Raw genomic sequence first — 15355 nt, forward strand, 5'->3', positions numbered from 1 at the left:
ATTAAAATGAAACAACTTACATTACAACTTGAAACTTTAACTTGCCCATCATGTATCGCATCTATCGAAGGATTATTAAATAAAACAAAAGGGGTTGAAGATGCTAAAGTCTTATTCAATGCTAGTAAAGCTAAAATGACATATGATGAAAGCATCGTTACGCCAGAATCAATTCAACAATCCATCGAAAAATTAGGCTATAAAGTACTTAAAAGCCACGTCAAATAAGTGTATTAACGATAAAAAAGCACTTCTCGTATATAACGAGAAGTGCTTTTTGTGTCGAAATACACAATTAACGTTTTGAGAATTGTGGTGAACGACGTGCTTTTTTAAGACCTGGTTTTTTACGTTCTTTCATACGTGGGTCACGAGTAAGTAATCCAGCGCGTTTTAAAGAACCTCTGTATTCAGGGTCAGCTTCTAATAATGCACGTGCAATACCGTGACGGATTGCTTGTGCTTGTCCAGTGAAACCGCCACCGTTAACATTAACTAATACGTCATAATTACCTTTAGTTTCTGTTACATCGAATGGTTGGTTTAAGTCTAAAATTAATGATTCGAATGGTAAGTAGTCACGTACGTCACGATCATTTACTTTAATGTTACCTTCACCTGGTACTAAACGTACACGTGCTACTGAGTTTTTACGACGGCCTGTGCCTCTATATTCAACTTGTGCCAATGTAATTTCCTCCTTCTAATTAACCACGTAACTCGTAGTTTTCTGGTTGTTGTGCAGCGTGTGGATGTTCAGCGCCACCATATACGAATAATTTTTTACCTTGTTTTTCGCCTAAACGTGTACTTGGTAACATACCTTTGATTGAAGTTTCAAGTAAACGTTCTGGATTTGTACGTCTTAATTCACCAGCAGTGATTGATTTTAAACCACCTGGGTGATTTGAGTGACGGTAATACATTTTATCTTGTTCTTTATTACCAGTGAATTCGATTTTTGAAGCGTTGATGATGATCACATAATCACCTGTATCAACGTGTGGTGTATAAGTTACTTTATTTTTACCGCGTAAGATAGCTGCTACTTCTGATGATAAACGTCCTAATGTTTGACCTTCAGCATCAATAACATACCATTTGCGTTCAATGTTTGATTCATTAGCCATAAATGTTTGACGCATAATATTGTCCTCCTAGTGAATACATAATGCTTAGTTTTTAAATGTTGCATTAACAATTTTAAACAGACTATTATTCTGTTAACTGTTGATCTGTCCTGCTTCTATATCTTGTAACACAATAAGTTTCCGGGGCTTATCGTGGGGTGATATAAAACAATACCGTTAACTATGATATAATTTTTACCCTGAATTGTCAATGTGTTTAGAAGAATTTTGTAAGGATTTTTTATAATGAATTGTAATCTCTTCTCCAAAGTCTTCTTGTAAAGATTGATCAGATAAATAGACCTTTTCAAGATATAATCCTTCTGCTGGTGCGGTGTGTGGTACAAGGTTACGATCTTTCGCTTCTAATAACTCAGGTACTTCATTATAATCTCTACGCCCTTTTCCTACTTCTAATAAGAACGCTACAATTACTCTGACCATATTATATAAGAAACCTGAACCTGTAATAATGAAATCCATACCATCTTCTGTTGCTTTAATACGACTTTCATAAATGGTGCGTTCTTTACTTATTACTTCTGTTTTTTGTGAACAAAAGGAAGTAAAGTCGTGCGTCCCTATAAAGTAAGACGCAGCTTTCTGCATGTCACTAATATTTAATGTGTGTGATTCACATAATTGTAATTGGGCTTTAAAAGGATCACGATGTGGTGCTTGATAAATGGAATACCGATAAGTTTTGCCTACACAATCATAACGACAATGAAAATCTTCAGATACAAATGTAACTTCATGTACATAAATGTCATCTGGCAATGCACGATTCATCGCATATTGCCACTGTTCTGGTTCGATATTCAATTCTGTATCGAAATGAAAATATTGCGCCTTAGCATGGACACCACGATCAGTTCGACTCGAAGGATGAATGCGCACATGACGTTTATGCATTCTTTTTAAAATCTTTTCAAAATAACCTTGTACCGTTCGGCCTTGATTTTGTATTTGGAATCCTAAAAACTGACCACCATGATAACTTATTTTCACAAGCACTCTTTGCATATATGAGTTCCTTTCTCTTTCTTAATATATTGATTTAACAAGTATAGAAATCACCCCTATCGGGATAACAAGCACAACCGCTAGAGTGTCTTTCCATTCCCATTTTAGAGTACGGTAATTCGTGCGTTTCTTTTGGGCATCATACCCTCTCACTTCCATGGCCGTCGCAAGCTCTTCTGCACGTTGAAATGCTGAAATAAACAATGGGATGAGTAGAGGTACAAACGCCTTAATCCTTTGACCAATTGACCCTGAACTTATATCTGAACCTCGGGATTTCTGAGATAAAATGATTTTGTCTAATTCTTCCATTAAAGTCGGGATAAAACGTAATGCAATAGACATCATCATACTTAACGCTGTCACAGGTACTTTAATGTATGTTAAAGGTTTAAACAAGTGATCAAAAGCATCTGTTAAATCTAATGGACTTGTTGTTAACGTTAAAATTGTTGATGCAATCATAATAAAGGAGAGTCGAAATACAATCAACAAACCTTCATTGATTCCATTTGTATCAATAGTAATGATGCCCCAATCAATTAAACGGGTACCCCCTTTAGTTAAAAACAAGTGCATTAAAAACGTAAAGCCAAGGAAAATAAAAATAGGTAATAAGCCCTTAATTAAAAACCAAAGCGGAATACGTGCTGATTTAATAATGAGAAACAGTACAATCGCTAGCCATAAGTATGATAGCCAAGCATGACTCATAAAAATAACGATGATGAAAAAGAATAAAAAGATTAACTTCGCTCTAGGATCTAAATGATGTATTGACGTATTGAGTGGCAAATATCTTCCAATAATTAATTTATCTTTCATGATGCGAACTCCATTCTTCATACAATGAGACAAAGTCATCCTCAGTTAAGGCTAAACGCTTAAATGTTGTATTTAATCGATGTTCAATATCCTTTTGGAGAGTGACAACATCAGGTAGATCTAAATGAAGTGCACGCACCCTTTCTGGATCATTAAAAAAGTCAGTTGGGGTCATTTCACATTCAATCATCCCTTTTTGCATTACTTTGATGTACTGCGCATATTCTGCCACATCATTCATGTCATGTGTCACGAGAATAATGGTTTTATGCTCTTCTTCTTGGAGTTGTTTGAACAAAGTCATCAATTGACGTTTACTTTTTGGATCTAATCCTGCTGTCGGTTCATCTAATATCAAAATATCAGGATTCATCGCTAAGATAGCCACTAAAGCGACTTTTCGCATTTGTCCACCTGATAATAAAAAAGGAGATTGTTGCATTACTTCTTCTGCGTCAAAACCGAGTTGCGTCAATAATTTTATTGCTTTTTCACGAGCAACTGTTAAATCTTGGTTATAATTTTTAGGTCCAAATAAAATCTCTTTTTCCACAGTTTCTTCAAATAATTGCGATTCAGGAAATTGAAAAACCATTCCTACTTGTTTACGTATAGGTCTAATCACTTTATCTTTTGTTTTGTACGAAATAGTAATATCGTAAAACTTCATTAATCCCTTAGTCGGTTTTAACAAGCCATTCATATGTTGAATTAATGTGGACTTTCCAGAACCCGTTTTACCGACAATAGCATAATAGTAGCCAGGTTTAAATTCAGTAGTGACGCTGTTTAACGCTTGATATTCATAAGGTGTTTTTTGTTGATAAATATAGGACACTTCTTCAAATTGAATCATAAAAGACGCTCCAATAATTCTTCATAATTTAAATAGCGATCGGTCAGATTTAACTTTTGAGCGATACGCATTTCAAATGGTAAATCAAGACCAAGCTCCACTAATCTTGTCCCATTTTTAAATAAAGTTTCAACATCACCACTCATCTCAATATGACCATTGTGCATAACAATGACTTTATCTGATTCGACCACTTCTGCTAAATCATGCGTAATTGAAATGACTGTCGTTTGAAAATCATGATTGAGCATTTTAATTAAATTAAAGATATCACTTTTACCTTGTGGATCCAACATGGAAGTAGCTTCATCTAAAATGATCACTTTAGGTTGAAGTGCTAATACACCAGCAATCGCGACACGTTGTTTTTGTCCACCAGATAAAGCAGTAGGTTCATGGTTTTGTTTGTCGTACATATCTACATCTTTTAAAACCCGTTGCACAATCCCATGCATAGTCTCAGGTGGTACTGCTTTATTTTCCAATCCAAACGCCACATCATATTTTACGGTAGAACCCACAAATTGATTATCTGGATTCTGAAAAACCATGCCTATATGGTGATGAAATGCGGATAAACTCTGACCTTTTATTGACTCACCTTCAATTAAAATGTCTCCATCGAAGTCTTGTTCAATCCCTGCTAAGAGTTTCGCAATAGTTGATTTACCAGACCCGTTATGACCAACGATCGAAACCCATTCACCAGCATCAACTTGAAAACGTACATCCTTTAAAATAGATGGCCCATCGCTATCATATTTAAATGAATCGACGTCAAACTGTACTAATGGATGAGTCGTCGTCATATGTCTTCTCCTCCTATACGATTAATCTTTATTAACAATGTATGTATTTATATTAAACAAGTTATTTATCACAAATTCAACTTTAAAGTTAGTTTCAGTGAGGATTTAATTAAAATCTGTATGTATAAAACTAGACCTACACAGTGGCAGGTCTATTTATTAGTAATGATGCTATTGTTAAAAATACAAACTCAATAAAAAAGCGCGCACCCCATCCTATTGAGTTCACGCTTTGTCGTCAATATTAAGTTGGATGGGGTACTCTGAGCTAGACAATATCTGTATGTGGCAAACATTATCGTTGCACTCATTTGCTTTAAATGTAGTAGAGTGTATTTAAAATTAAACTAATTCAATAATAACTTTAAGTGCACCGTCACCATGACGTGGCGCTACTTTAAGAATACGAGTGTAACCACCTTGACGGTCTTGGTAGCGTTCAGCGATTTCACCGAATAATTTTTGTAAAGCAGTTTGAGTCGTTTCATCTTCGTTTAAGATTTCAACGTTTTGAATCGTTTTAGCTGCTTGACGGCGAGATGCTAAGTCACCTTTTTTACCTAAAGTGATCAATTTTTCAACAACACTGCGTAATTCTTTTGCACGAGCTTCTGTTGTTTCGATACGTTCACTAACGATCAAAGATGTCGCTAAGTTACGTAACATTGCTTTACGATGATCTGAAGTACGACCTAATTTTCTGTAACCCATGAGTTAACCTCCTTTATCAATCTTCTTTTCTTAGACCTAAACCTAAGTCTTCTAATTTGTATTTTACTTCTTCAAGAGACTTACGACCTAAGTTTCTAACTTTCATCATATCAGCCTCTGATTTGTCAGCGAGTTCTTGTACTGAATTAATACCAGCACGTTTTAAGCAGTTATAAGAACGTACAGATAAGTCTAATTCTTCAATAGACATTTCAAGTACTTTTTCTTTCTGATCTTCTTCTTTTTCAATCATGATTTCAGCATTTTGAGCTTCGTCAGTTAATCCAACAAAGATGTTTAAATGCTCAGTCATAATTTTTGCTGCAAGTGATACTGATTCTTGAGGTGTAATTGAACCATCTGTCCATACATCTAATGTTAATTTATCAAAGTCTGAACTTTGACCAACACGTGTATTTTCAACAGTATAGTTTACACGTTCAACTGGTGAATAAAGTGAATCAACCGGAATAACACCAATTGGCATATCACTTGAGTTGTTTTGATCAGCTAATGCATATCCACGACCCTTGTTCGCAACTAAGCGTACTTTAAAGTGACCGCCTGCTGAAACTGTAGCAATTTTAAGATCGGGATTTAAGATTTCTACATCACTATCGTGAGTAATATCTTTTGCAGTAACTTCGCCTTCTTCTTTTACATCAATTTCAAGTGTTTTATCTTCTTCTGAATAGATTTTCAGCGCAAGCTTTTTAATGTTCATTACAATCGTTGAAACGTCTTCAACAACATTATCAATTGCTGAGAACTCGTGTAAAACACCTTCAATTTCGATATATTTCACAGCCGCACCTGGTAATGATGATAGTAGGATACGACGTAAGGAGTTTCCTAGTGTAGTACCATAACCACGTTCTAATGGTTCAACAACAAACTTACCGAATTTAGCATCATCACTAACTTCAATTGTTTCAATTCTAGGTTTCTCAATTTCAATCATTTATATATCCTCCTTAAGAACGTCGACTTGCATAAACTAAAAATTTCGGTGTTTAGTGACATAATGAAAATTAATATTATACGCGACGACGTTTTGGTGGACGACAACCGTTGTGTGGTACTGGAGTAACGTCTTTAATCGCTGTTACTTCTAAACCTGCAGATTGTAATGCACGGATAGCTGACTCACGACCAGGTCCAGGGCCTTTTACAGTCACTTCTACTGATTTTAAGCCATGTTCCATAGCAGATTTTGAAGCTGTTTCAGAAGCCATTTGAGCTGCGAATGGCGTAGATTTTTTTGAACCTTTAAATCCAAGTGCACCAGCTGATGACCATGATAACGCATTACCAAATTCATCAGTAATAGTTACGATTGTATTGTTGAATGTTGAACGGATATGCGCAACACCATTTTCAATATTCTTTTTAACTCTACGTTTACGAGATACTTGTTTACGTGCCATAGTTTAATTTGCCTCCTTTACCTATTATTTTTTCTTGTTAGCAACAGTTTTAACTGGGCCTTTACGCGTACGCGCATTGTTTTTAGTTTTTTGACCATTTACTGGTAAGCCACGACGGTGACGGATACCACGGTAAGATGAAATTTCCATTAAACGTTTGATGTTTAAGTTGTGTTCACGACGTAAGTCACCTTCTACTTTGTATCCATCTACTACTTCACGGATGCGAGCTAATTCATCGTCTGTTAAATCTTTTACACGTGTATCAGCTGAAACATTTGCAGCTTCAACGATTTCTTGCGCTGTACTTTTTCCGATACCGTAAATATAAGTTAATGAAATGACAACACGTTTTTCACGTGGAATATCGATTCCTGCTATACGAGCCATATTTTTTACACCTCTCTTTTAATTAACCTTGTTTTTGTTTGTGTTTTGGATTATCACAAATTACCATTACTTTACCTTTACGTTTAATGACTTTACATTTTTCGCAAATTGGTTTAACTGATGGTCTTACTTTCATTTTTATACCTCCTTCAGTGATGGAGTGACAATTATTTATAACGATATGTGATTCGTCCGCGTGTTAAATCATACGGAGACATTTCTACTGTTACTTTATCGCCAGGTAAAATACGAATATAGTTCATACGAATCTTACCACTTACATGCGCTAAGATTTCATGACCATTTTCTAATTCTACTTTAAACATTGCATTTGGTAAAGTGTCTAGCACTGTACCTTCTACTTCAATTACATCTTGTTTCGCCATTGATTAACTCCTCCTTTTCAGTTGTAAGGATAATAGAATATCAAGTCGATAGTCGGCACTTGGATGATTAACTTCTAAAGCATATCGTTATACTTGTCACTTGGTTAAAACTAACTTCAAGATTAACGACTTTAAAAGTCATTTACTCCAAGTCGTTACTATTTTAACGATTCTAGAATTTGAATAACATCATCAGTGACCATATCAATGTTTCTAGAACCATCAATATTTTTCAATACACCTTGTTTGCTATAAAAATCTAAAATTGGTTTAGATTGTTTAACGTTTACTTCTAAACGATTAGCTACTGTTTCTGGATTGTCATCTTCGCGTTGGTAAAGTTTACCACCATCGATATCACAAACCCCTTCAACCTTTGGAGGATTGAAAACAAGATGGTATGTTTCGCCACAAGTCTCACAAATGCGACGACCTGTTAGACGATTCATTAATTCTTCTTCAGGGACCTCAATATTCACAACAACATCAATAGAGCGGTCTAGTTCCTTCAATATAGAATTAAGCGCTTCAGCTTGATCTATAGTACGAGGAAATCCATCTAGTAAGAAACCTTTTTTTGCATCGTCTTCAGAAATGCGTTCTTTTACAATACCTACAGTTACCTCGTCCGGTACTAACTCACCGCGATCCATGTAAGTTTTTGCTTCTTTCCCCAATTCAGTTTCTTCATTGATAGCTTTTCTAAACATATCTCCCGTTGAAATATGAGGAATCGGATACTTCTTAACAATTTCACTTGCTTGAGTTCCTTTACCAGCACCAGGTAATCCCATTAAGATAATATTCATAAATGCCCTCCTATAAATTAGCGTCGACCAAAGCCTTTATATTCTTTTTCGTTCACTTGTGCTTCTAAACTTTTCATTGTTTCAATTGCAACACCAATAACGATTAATAAACTTGTACCACCAAGCTGAATGGCTTGAGGTAAATTCATTAATTTCGTAGCTAAGATTGGTAATATCGCAATCACTGCTAAGAAAATAGAACCTACAAAAGTTAAACGATATAAGACTTTAGTAATATATTTTTTTGTCTGTTCGCCTGGACGAATACCAGGAACATAACTACCTTGTTTTTTCAAGTTCTCAGCCATTTTTTCTGGGTTAACTTGGACAAACGCATAAAAGTATGCAAATAAGATAATTAAGACGACGTAAACAATCATCCCAATATTATTTGATGGATCAGCTAATTGTCCTACTTTTTGAGCCCAGTCTGCATCTGGGAAAAATAACGTTAGCGTTCTAGGTAATAAGAAGAACGCCATCGCAAAGATAACTGGAATAACCCCTGCTGAGTTAACCTTTAAAGGTAAATACGTTGATTGCGAACCAAGACGCATATTAGCTTGTTTTTTGGCATATTGAATCGGTATTTTACGAACTGCTTGTAGCACGTAAATCGCACCTACAGTTAATAAAATCATACCAATTACAAGGCCGGCTACTTTTAACCACGCTAAAGTGACATCATCTTGTCCAATGAATTCTTGTTGATAGAATTGAATGAGAGATGATGGCAAGGTAGATAAAATACCTGCAAAAATGATAATTGATATACCATTTCCAACACCATATTGCGTAATTTGTTCACCTAGCCACATTAAAAAGGCAGTACCTGTTGTTAATACAATCGCAATTAACAGATATGTCCATACGGATTGATTTACAATTAAGGCACCATCTAAATAAGTGTTAAATTGAAAAGACATACCTATAGACTGAATGAAAGCAAGTACAATCGTGAAGTAACGTGTAAACGTGTTTAACTTCTTACGTCCTGTTTCCCCTTGCTTTGCCCATTCAGAAAACTTCGGTACTATGTCCATCTGTAACAACTGCATAACGATTGATGCAGTGATATAAGGCATAATCCCCATTGCAAATATGGAGAAGTTCTTCAAGGCACCTCCACCGAATGTATTCAGTAAATCAGTGACGCCTTGAGAACCCTGTTGATTATCAAAAGCTGCTGGGTTTACACCAGGTGCTGGAATATACGTACCAATTTTAAATATAATTAACATTGCAAGCGTAAAGAGTATCTTGTTTCGAACATCTTTAGTTTTAAAGAAGTTCATAAACGTGTGAAACATTAGATCACCTCGTATGCTCCGCCTTTCGATTCAATTGCGTCTTGAGCTGAAGCTGAGAATTTGTGTGCTTTAACAGTTAATTTTTTCTCTAATGAACCATTACCTAATACTTTGATACCTGATTTTTCGTTTTTAACAACGCCTGTTTCGATTAATAATTCAGGTGTAACCTCAGTACCATCTTCAAATTTGTTTAATTGGTCTAAATTAACAATAGCATATTCTTTACGATTAATGTTAGAGAAACCACGTTTTGGGATACGGCGGAATAATGGTAATTGTCCACCTTCAAATCCTGGTCTTAATTTACCACCTGAACGTGCTTTTTGACCTTTTTGGCCGCGACCACTAGTTTTACCGTTACCAGTTGCTGCACCACGACCTACACGGTTACGTACGTGACGTGATCCTTCTGATGGTTTTAACTCATGTAACTTCATTTCGGCACCTCCTTAATTATTTTTCTTCTACTGATACTAAGTGACTTACTTTATTGATTTGTCCACGGATTGCTGAATTGTCCTCAACAACTACTGTTGAATTTACTTTTTTAAGACCTAAAGCTTTCACAGTTTTACGTTGTGTTTCTGGACGTCCAATAAGACTTTTTTTGAGGGTGATTTCGATATTAGCCATTAACTATTTCCCTCCTTAATTATATAATTCTTCTACTGAAATGCCACGTAAACGTGCAACATCTTCAGCATTCTTAAGATTTTGTAAACCATTGATCGTCGCACGAACCATATTAATAGGTGTATTTGAACCTAATGATTTACTTAAGATATCAGTGATACCTGCAAGTTCTAATACGGCACGAACTGGACCACCTGCGATAACCCCTGTACCAGGAGCTGCTGGTTTCATTAAAACACTTCCTGAACCGAAACGTCCAGTAATTGTGTGTGGTGTTGTTCCATTAACACGTGGAATAGTGATAAGTTCTTTTTTCGCAGCTTCTACTGCTTTTTTAATTGCTTCTGGTACCTCTTGTGCTTTACCAGTACCGAAACCAACGCGTCCGTTTTTGTCACCTACAACTACAAGTGCAGTGAATCGGAAATTACGACCACCTTTAACAACTTTCGCAACACGGTTGATTGTAACTACGCGTTCTTCAAATTCTTTAACTTGTTCTTCTCTACGAGCCATTTAAATTGTCCCTCCTTTTAAATTAAAATTGAAGTCCATTTTCACGAGCAGCATCTGCTAATGCTTTTACGCGACCATGATATAAATAACCACCACGATCAAATACTACATCAGTAATGCCTTTTTCACTTGCCGCTTTAGCAATTGCTTCGCCGACTTGTGATGCTTGTTCAACTTTTGTTGATGTTGCTTCAACTTGACCATTTTTAGTAGATGCTTGAGCTAAAGTAACACCTTTAGTATCGTCAATGATTTGAGCATAAATGTGTTTATTTGAACGGTATACGTTTAAACGAGGTTTTTCGCTAGTACCTGACAATTTCGTACGAACGCGTGCATGTCTTTTTAAACGTACTTTGTTTTTATCAATTTTACTAATCATCTCAATACTCCTTTCTGTAGAGTTTATTTATTATTTACCAGTTTTACCTTCTTTACGACGTACATATTCACCTTGGTAACGAATACCTTTACCTTTATAAGGTTCTGGTGGGCGTACATCACGAATTTTTGATGCAGTAGCACCAACTAATTCTTTATCAATACCTTCAACTTTAACTGTTGTGTTTTTCTCTACAGAGAAAGTAATACCTTCAGCAGCTTCGATTTCAACTGGATGTGAGTATCCAACGTTAAGTACAAGGTTAGTACCTTGAAGTTGAGCACGATAACCTACCCCAACAAGTTCAAGTGATTTTTCGTATCCTTTAGATACACCTTGTACCATATTGTTAATTAACGCACGAGTTGTACCATGAACAGTTCTGTGTTCTTTTGAATCTGATGGTCTAACAACTTCAAGTGTGTTTTCATTTTGTTTATAAGTCATTTCTTCGTTTAATGTTTGTGATAATTCACCTTTTGGTCCTTTAACTGAAACTGTATTACCATCGATAGTAACAGTTACGTCGCTAGGAATCTCAATAATTTTTTTACCGACACGGCTCATGTTATGGCACCTCCTTATTTAATATTACCAAATGTATGCTAGTACTTCTCCACCAATGTTACGTTTTCTTGCTTCTTTATCAGTGATAACACCTTCTGAAGTTGAAACTAATGCAATACCTAAACCGTTTAATACTTTAGGTACTTCGTTTGCTTTAGCATAAACACGTAATCCTGGTTTTGAGATACGTTTTAATCCTGTAATAACACGTTCGTTATTTGAACCATATTTTAAGAATAAACGAATAACACCTTGTTTATCGTCTTCAATATATTCTACATTTTTGATGAAACCTTCATTTTTAAGGATTTCAGCAATTTCTTTCTTAATGTTTGATGCAGGTAATTCTAATTTTTCATGGCGTACCATGTTCGCATTTCTTACGCGAGTAAGCATATCTGCAATTGGATCTGACAATGTCATAGTTTGTTGCCTCCTTTCGAGAATTAAATTTTACCAGCTAGCTTTACGTACACCAGGGATTTGACCTTTGTAAGCTAGTTCACGGAAACAAATACGGCAAAGTTTAAATTTACGATATACAGAATGTGGACGTCCACAACGTTCACAACGAGTATATTCACGAACTTGGAATTTTTGTTTACCTTGTTGCTTAGCAACCATTGATTTTTTAGCCACTTAGTTAGCCTCCTTCAGAGATTATTTTTGAAATGGCATACCGAATTGAGTTAACAATTCACGAGCTTCCTCGTCAGTGTTAGCAGTTGTAACGATAACGATATCCATTCCACGTACTTTTGACACTTTATCATAGTCAATCTCAGGGAAAATAAGTTGTTCTTTAACACCTAAAGTGTAGTTACCGCGACCATCGAATGCATTTTTAGATACACCACGGAAGTCACGTACACGTGGTAAAGATACTGAGATTAATTTATCTAGGAATTCATACATTCTTTCACCACGTAAAGTTACTTTAGCACCAATTGGCATACCTTCACGAAGACGGAATGTCGCAACTGATTTTTTCGCTTTAGTGATTAAAGGTTTTTGACCAGTGATTGCAGTTAATTCTTCAACAGCAGTATCTAATACTTTAGAGTTTTGAACTGCATCACCAACACCCATGTTCACAACAATTTTTTCGATTTTTGGTACTTCCATTACTGAACTATAGTTGAATTTGTTCACTAAGTTCTCTGTAACTTCTGAGTTAAATTTTTCTTTTAAACGGTTCAAAGTGGATCCTCCTTTCACCTAATATTATTTATTAGACTTGATTTCTTCGCCTGATTTTTTTGCGATTCTTACTTTTTTACCATCAACCATTTTGTATCCTACGCGTGTAGGTTCATTTGTTTTAGGGTCTAAAATTTGTACGTTAGAAACATGAATTGCTGCTTCAGTTTCTAAGATTCCACCCTCTGGATTAAGTTGAGTTGGTTTTTGGTGTTTTTTAATGACATTAACACCTTCCACAACGACACGGTCTTTTTTAGGTTCAGTAGCTACAACTGTACCTGTTTTACCTTTGTCTTTACCTGCGATAACGATAACGTTGTCACCTTTTTTGATATGCATGTGTGGGCACCTCCTTGGAATTATATTTAAATTTAGGACTGAATTATAGTACTTCTGGTGCAAGAGAAACGATTTTCATAAAGTTTCCTTCACGTAATTCACGTGCTACTGGACCGAAGATACGTGTACCACGTGGTCCTTTGTCGTCACGAATGACAACACATGCATTTTCATCAAATTTGATATAAGAACCGTCTTTACGACGTACACCTGATTTAGAACGTACAACAACAGCTTTAACAACATCGCCTTTCTTAACAACGCCTCCAGGTGTAGCATTTTTAACAGTAGCTACAATGACGTCGCCAATGTTAGCTGTTTTACGGCCAGATCCACCTAATACTTTGATCGTAAGTACTTCACGAGCACCAGAGTTGTCTGCTACTTTTAAACGTGTTTCTTGTTGGATCATGATTGAACCTCCTTTATCTTCTATTGTTCATTAAATAATTACTGATTCTTCGACAATTTCTACTAAACGGAAACGTTTTTTCGCTGATAAAGGACGTGTTTCTTGGATTTTAACAATATCCCCTAGTTTAGCTGAATTGTTTTCATCATGTGTTTTATATTTTTTAGAGTATTTTACACGTTTACCATATAGTTTGTGTGTTTTGTATGTTTCAACTAAAACAGTAACAGTTTTGTCCATTTTATCTGAAACAACTTTACCAACGTAAACTTTACGATTATTTCTTTCGTCCACTTTAGTAACCTCCTCTTTCAATTAATTATTGATTAGCTTTACCTTGTTCTAATTCTCTTTCACGTGCAACAGTTTTAAGACGTGCAATTGTTTTTCTTACCGTTTTAATACGAGCAGTCTCTTCTAATTGACCTGTAGCTAATTGAAAGCGTAGGTTAAAAAGCTCTTCTTTTGAAGATTTGATTTGTTCTTCGATTTCTGAAGTGGTTAAGTCTCTAATTTCCTTAGCTTTCATTTGATTCACCACCCAATTCTTCACGTTTTACAAACTTAGTTTTAACTGGAAGTTTGTGACTTGCTAAACGTAATGCTTCACGCGCTACTTCTTCTGATACACCTGCTACTTCGAATAAGATACGACCAGGTTTTACAACTGCGATCCAGCCTTCTACTGAACCTTTACCAGCACCCATACGTACTTCTAAAGGCTTTTTAGTATATGGTGTGTGAGGGAAGATTTTAATCCAAACTTTCCCGCCACGTTTCATGTAACGTGTCATTGCAATACGAGCTGATTCGATTTGACGAGAAGTGATCCATGAAGTTGTTGTTGATTGAAGACCATACTCGCCGAAAGTTACATAATTACCGCCTTTTGAACGACCTTTTGTGTCAGGACGATGTTGACGACGATATTTTACACGCTTTGGTAGTAACATAATTATTTTCCTCCTTCACTATTTGTCTTAGTAGGAAGAACTTCTCCACGATAGATCCATACTTTAACACCTAATTTACCATAAGTAGTATCTGCTTCAGCATGTGCATAATCGATGTCTGCACGTAAAGTATGAAGTGGTACAGTTCCTTCTGAATATTGTTCAGCACGCGCGATGTCAGCGCCTCCTAAACGACCTGATACTTGTGTTTTGATACCTTTAGCACCTAATTTCATTGCTCTACCGATTGCTTGTTTTTGAACACGACGGAATGAAGCACGGTTTTCTAATTGACGTGCAATGTTTTCAGCAACTAAACGAGCATCTAAATCAACTTTTTTAATTTCAACTACGTTGATGTGTACTTTTTTATCAGTTAATTGGTTTAATTTATTGCGAAGCTTTTCAATTTCTGATCCGCCTTTACCAATTACCATACCTGGTTTACCAGTGTGAATTGCGATATTGATGCGATTTGCTGCACGCTCAATGTCTACGTGAGATACTGAAGCATCTTTTAATGCTTTATCAATGAACTTACGAATTTTTAAATCTTCGTGTAAAAGTGATGCGAAGTCTTTTTCTGCGTACCATTTAGCTTCCCAATCACGGATAACGCCAACACGAAGTCCGATTGGATTAATTTTTTGACCCACGGTATTCCCTCC

At 35.8% G+C, this 15355-nt stretch carries 29 protein-coding genes; 1 reads left to right on the forward strand and 28 read right to left on the reverse strand.

Annotation, left to right across the window (positions count from 1 at the left end):
• Positions 1–6 precede the first annotated feature (6 nt).
• Positions 7–228: a heavy-metal-associated domain-containing protein gene (locus tag ACEE93_RS07525; protein ID WP_449155156.1), complete on the forward strand. Its 222-nt coding sequence runs from the start codon at positions 7–9 to the stop codon at positions 226–228.
• Between the two features lie 67 nt (positions 229–295).
• Here ACEE93_RS07525 and rpsI read toward each other — a convergent pair whose 3' ends face one another.
• From rpsI to rpsC, 28 genes are all read right to left on the reverse strand, one after another.
• Positions 296–688, reverse strand: a complete 393-nt coding sequence (gene rpsI, locus ACEE93_RS07530; RefSeq protein WP_449155155.1) for a 30S ribosomal protein S9 — start codon at positions 686–688, stop codon at positions 296–298.
• Positions 689–707: 19 nt separating this feature from the next.
• Positions 708–1145 carry a 50S ribosomal protein L13 gene (gene rplM / locus ACEE93_RS07535; RefSeq protein ID WP_449155154.1) on the reverse strand — a complete coding sequence of 146 codons (438 nt, stop codon included), beginning with the start codon at positions 1143–1145 and terminating at the stop codon, positions 708–710.
• A 180-nt stretch (positions 1146–1325) separates the two neighbouring features.
• Positions 1326–2156: a tRNA pseudouridine(38-40) synthase TruA gene (truA, locus tag ACEE93_RS07540; RefSeq protein ID WP_449155153.1), complete on the reverse strand. Its 831-nt coding sequence runs from the start codon at positions 2154–2156 to the stop codon at positions 1326–1328.
• Positions 2157–2177: 21 nt separating this feature from the next.
• On the reverse strand, positions 2178–2981 hold the full coding sequence (locus ACEE93_RS07545; protein WP_449155152.1) for an energy-coupling factor transporter transmembrane component T family protein: 804 nt from the start codon (positions 2979–2981) through the stop codon (positions 2178–2180).
• Entirely contained in the window at positions 2971–3837 is an 867-nt protein-coding gene (locus ACEE93_RS07550; protein WP_449155151.1) for an energy-coupling factor transporter ATPase, read from the reverse strand. The genes ACEE93_RS07545 and ACEE93_RS07550 overlap by 11 nt, the downstream gene beginning before the upstream one ends.
• Positions 3834–4646, reverse strand: coding sequence for an energy-coupling factor transporter ATPase (locus tag ACEE93_RS07555; RefSeq protein WP_449155150.1), 813 nt, complete (start codon positions 4644–4646; stop codon positions 3834–3836). The genes ACEE93_RS07550 and ACEE93_RS07555 overlap by 4 nt, the downstream gene beginning before the upstream one ends.
• 342 nt (positions 4647–4988) lie before the next feature.
• Entirely contained in the window at positions 4989–5357 is a 369-nt protein-coding gene (rplQ, locus tag ACEE93_RS07560) for a 50S ribosomal protein L17 (RefSeq protein ID WP_449155149.1), read from the reverse strand.
• 16 nt (positions 5358–5373) lie between these two features.
• Positions 5374–6318, reverse strand: coding sequence for a DNA-directed RNA polymerase subunit alpha (locus ACEE93_RS07565; RefSeq protein ID WP_449155148.1), 945 nt, complete (start codon positions 6316–6318; stop codon positions 5374–5376).
• Between the two features lie 76 nt (positions 6319–6394).
• On the reverse strand, positions 6395–6784 hold the full coding sequence (rpsK, locus tag ACEE93_RS07570) for a 30S ribosomal protein S11 (protein WP_103208058.1): 390 nt from the start codon (positions 6782–6784) through the stop codon (positions 6395–6397).
• A 24-nt stretch (positions 6785–6808) separates the two neighbouring features.
• Positions 6809–7174, reverse strand: a complete 366-nt coding sequence (gene rpsM, locus ACEE93_RS07575; RefSeq protein ID WP_449155147.1) for a 30S ribosomal protein S13 — start codon at positions 7172–7174, stop codon at positions 6809–6811.
• A gap of 22 nt (positions 7175–7196) precedes the next feature.
• On the reverse strand, positions 7197–7310 hold the full coding sequence (rpmJ, locus tag ACEE93_RS07580) for a 50S ribosomal protein L36 (protein ID WP_048792955.1): 114 nt from the start codon (positions 7308–7310) through the stop codon (positions 7197–7199).
• 31 nt (positions 7311–7341) lie between these two features.
• The gene (infA, locus tag ACEE93_RS07585) at positions 7342–7560 is read right to left on the reverse strand and encodes a translation initiation factor IF-1 (protein WP_449155146.1); all 219 of its coding nucleotides are present in this window, start codon (positions 7558–7560) and stop codon (positions 7342–7344) included.
• A 158-nt stretch (positions 7561–7718) separates the two neighbouring features.
• Positions 7719–8369 carry an adenylate kinase gene (locus ACEE93_RS07590; RefSeq protein ID WP_449155145.1) on the reverse strand — a complete coding sequence of 217 codons (651 nt, stop codon included), beginning with the start codon at positions 8367–8369 and terminating at the stop codon, positions 7719–7721.
• Between the two features lie 17 nt (positions 8370–8386).
• On the reverse strand, positions 8387–9679 hold the full coding sequence (secY, locus tag ACEE93_RS07595; RefSeq protein WP_449155144.1) for a preprotein translocase subunit SecY: 1293 nt from the start codon (positions 9677–9679) through the stop codon (positions 8387–8389).
• On the reverse strand, positions 9679–10119 hold the full coding sequence (rplO, locus tag ACEE93_RS07600) for a 50S ribosomal protein L15 (RefSeq protein WP_449155143.1): 441 nt from the start codon (positions 10117–10119) through the stop codon (positions 9679–9681). The genes secY and rplO overlap by 1 nt, the downstream gene beginning before the upstream one ends.
• Positions 10120–10135: 16 nt before the next feature.
• A complete protein-coding gene (gene rpmD, locus ACEE93_RS07605; RefSeq protein WP_449155142.1) occupies positions 10136–10315 on the reverse strand; it encodes a 50S ribosomal protein L30 in 180 nt (59 codons plus the stop codon).
• Between the two features lie 15 nt (positions 10316–10330).
• Positions 10331–10831, reverse strand: coding sequence for a 30S ribosomal protein S5 (gene rpsE, locus ACEE93_RS07610; RefSeq protein ID WP_449155141.1), 501 nt, complete (start codon positions 10829–10831; stop codon positions 10331–10333).
• 22 nt (positions 10832–10853) lie between these two features.
• Complete coding sequence (gene rplR / locus ACEE93_RS07615) at positions 10854–11213, reverse strand: 50S ribosomal protein L18 (RefSeq protein ID WP_449155140.1); 360 nt, start codon at positions 11211–11213, stop codon at positions 10854–10856.
• A gap of 30 nt (positions 11214–11243) precedes the next feature.
• Positions 11244–11780 carry a 50S ribosomal protein L6 gene (rplF, locus tag ACEE93_RS07620; protein WP_449155139.1) on the reverse strand — a complete coding sequence of 179 codons (537 nt, stop codon included), beginning with the start codon at positions 11778–11780 and terminating at the stop codon, positions 11244–11246.
• A gap of 24 nt (positions 11781–11804) precedes the next feature.
• Positions 11805–12203: a 30S ribosomal protein S8 gene (rpsH, locus tag ACEE93_RS07625; protein WP_198617450.1), complete on the reverse strand. Its 399-nt coding sequence runs from the start codon at positions 12201–12203 to the stop codon at positions 11805–11807.
• 30 nt (positions 12204–12233) lie between these two features.
• Complete coding sequence (locus tag ACEE93_RS07630; RefSeq protein ID WP_198617449.1) at positions 12234–12419, reverse strand: type Z 30S ribosomal protein S14; 186 nt, start codon at positions 12417–12419, stop codon at positions 12234–12236.
• 21 nt (positions 12420–12440) lie between these two features.
• The gene (rplE, locus tag ACEE93_RS07635) at positions 12441–12980 is read right to left on the reverse strand and encodes a 50S ribosomal protein L5 (RefSeq protein WP_449155138.1); all 540 of its coding nucleotides are present in this window, start codon (positions 12978–12980) and stop codon (positions 12441–12443) included.
• 24 nt (positions 12981–13004) lie between these two features.
• Complete coding sequence (gene rplX, locus ACEE93_RS07640; protein ID WP_449155137.1) at positions 13005–13322, reverse strand: 50S ribosomal protein L24; 318 nt, start codon at positions 13320–13322, stop codon at positions 13005–13007.
• Positions 13323–13365: 43 nt separating this feature from the next.
• Positions 13366–13734, reverse strand: a complete 369-nt coding sequence (rplN, locus tag ACEE93_RS07645) for a 50S ribosomal protein L14 (protein ID WP_198617446.1) — start codon at positions 13732–13734, stop codon at positions 13366–13368.
• Between the two features lie 30 nt (positions 13735–13764).
• A complete protein-coding gene (gene rpsQ / locus ACEE93_RS07650) occupies positions 13765–14028 on the reverse strand; it encodes a 30S ribosomal protein S17 (RefSeq protein WP_449155136.1) in 264 nt (87 codons plus the stop codon).
• Positions 14029–14053: 25 nt separating this feature from the next.
• Positions 14054–14263 (reverse strand): 50S ribosomal protein L29, encoded by a 210-nt coding sequence (gene rpmC, locus ACEE93_RS07655; protein ID WP_014613220.1) that lies wholly within the window; start codon positions 14261–14263, stop codon positions 14054–14056.
• Positions 14253–14687: a 50S ribosomal protein L16 gene (gene rplP, locus ACEE93_RS07660; protein WP_449155135.1), complete on the reverse strand. Its 435-nt coding sequence runs from the start codon at positions 14685–14687 to the stop codon at positions 14253–14255. The genes rpmC and rplP overlap by 11 nt, the downstream gene beginning before the upstream one ends.
• 2 nt (positions 14688–14689) lie before the next feature.
• Positions 14690–15343: a 30S ribosomal protein S3 gene (gene rpsC, locus ACEE93_RS07665; protein WP_449155134.1), complete on the reverse strand. Its 654-nt coding sequence runs from the start codon at positions 15341–15343 to the stop codon at positions 14690–14692.
• Positions 15344–15355 lie beyond the last annotated feature (12 nt).

Source organism: Staphylococcus sp. 11262D007BW, from assembly GCF_053547815.1.

Excerpts from the sequence above, each read along its gene's own strand:
- rpmJ (WP_048792955.1), bottom strand. The coding sequence starts at position 7,310 with ATGAAAGTAAGACCATCAGTTAAACCAATTTGCGAAAAATGTAAAGTC.
- rplP (WP_449155135.1), bottom strand. The coding sequence starts at position 14,687 with ATGTTACTACCAAAGCGTGTAAAATATCGTCGTCAACATCGTCCTGAC.
- rplN (WP_198617446.1), bottom strand. The coding sequence starts at position 13,734 with ATGATCCAACAAGAAACACGTTTAAAAGTAGCAGACAACTCTGGTGCT.
- infA (WP_449155146.1), bottom strand. The coding sequence starts at position 7,560 with ATGGCGAAACAAGATGTAATTGAAGTAGAAGGTACAGTGCTAGACACT.
- rplO (WP_449155143.1), bottom strand. The coding sequence starts at position 10,119 with ATGAAGTTACATGAGTTAAAACCATCAGAAGGATCACGTCACGTACGT.
- ACEE93_RS07545 (WP_449155152.1), bottom strand. The coding sequence starts at position 2,981 with ATGAAAGATAAATTAATTATTGGAAGATATTTGCCACTCAATACGTCA.
- rplX (WP_449155137.1), bottom strand. The coding sequence starts at position 13,322 with ATGCATATCAAAAAAGGTGACAACGTTATCGTTATCGCAGGTAAAGAC.
- ACEE93_RS07565 (WP_449155148.1), bottom strand. The coding sequence starts at position 6,318 with ATGATTGAAATTGAGAAACCTAGAATTGAAACAATTGAAGTTAGTGAT.
- rplF (WP_449155139.1), bottom strand. The coding sequence starts at position 11,780 with ATGAGCCGTGTCGGTAAAAAAATTATTGAGATTCCTAGCGACGTAACT.
- secY (WP_449155144.1), bottom strand. The coding sequence starts at position 9,679 with ATGTTTCACACGTTTATGAACTTCTTTAAAACTAAAGATGTTCGAAAC.
- rplM (WP_449155154.1), bottom strand. The coding sequence starts at position 1,145 with ATGCGTCAAACATTTATGGCTAATGAATCAAACATTGAACGCAAATGG.
- ACEE93_RS07525 (WP_449155156.1), top strand. The coding sequence starts at position 7 with ATGAAACAACTTACATTACAACTTGAAACTTTAACTTGCCCATCATGT.
- rpsM (WP_449155147.1), bottom strand. The coding sequence starts at position 7,174 with ATGGCTCGTATAGCAGGAATCGATATTCCACGTGAAAAACGTGTTGTC.
- rpmD (WP_449155142.1), bottom strand. The coding sequence starts at position 10,315 with ATGGCTAATATCGAAATCACCCTCAAAAAAAGTCTTATTGGACGTCCA.
- rpsH (WP_198617450.1), bottom strand. The coding sequence starts at position 12,203 with ATGACATTGTCAGATCCAATTGCAGATATGCTTACTCGCGTAAGAAAT.
- ACEE93_RS07555 (WP_449155150.1), bottom strand. The coding sequence starts at position 4,646 with ATGACGACGACTCATCCATTAGTACAGTTTGACGTCGATTCATTTAAA.
- ACEE93_RS07550 (WP_449155151.1), bottom strand. The coding sequence starts at position 3,837 with ATGATTCAATTTGAAGAAGTGTCCTATATTTATCAACAAAAAACACCT.
- truA (WP_449155153.1), bottom strand. The coding sequence starts at position 2,156 with ATGCAAAGAGTGCTTGTGAAAATAAGTTATCATGGTGGTCAGTTTTTA.
- rpsE (WP_449155141.1), bottom strand. The coding sequence starts at position 10,831 with ATGGCTCGTAGAGAAGAACAAGTTAAAGAATTTGAAGAACGCGTAGTT.
- rplR (WP_449155140.1), bottom strand. The coding sequence starts at position 11,213 with ATGATTAGTAAAATTGATAAAAACAAAGTACGTTTAAAAAGACATGCA.
- rpmC (WP_014613220.1), bottom strand. The coding sequence starts at position 14,263 with ATGAAAGCTAAGGAAATTAGAGACTTAACCACTTCAGAAATCGAAGAA.
- rplQ (WP_449155149.1), bottom strand. The coding sequence starts at position 5,357 with ATGGGTTACAGAAAATTAGGTCGTACTTCAGATCATCGTAAAGCAATG.
- rpsK (WP_103208058.1), bottom strand. The coding sequence starts at position 6,784 with ATGGCACGTAAACAAGTATCTCGTAAACGTAGAGTTAAAAAGAATATT.
- ACEE93_RS07590 (WP_449155145.1), bottom strand. The coding sequence starts at position 8,369 with ATGAATATTATCTTAATGGGATTACCTGGTGCTGGTAAAGGAACTCAA.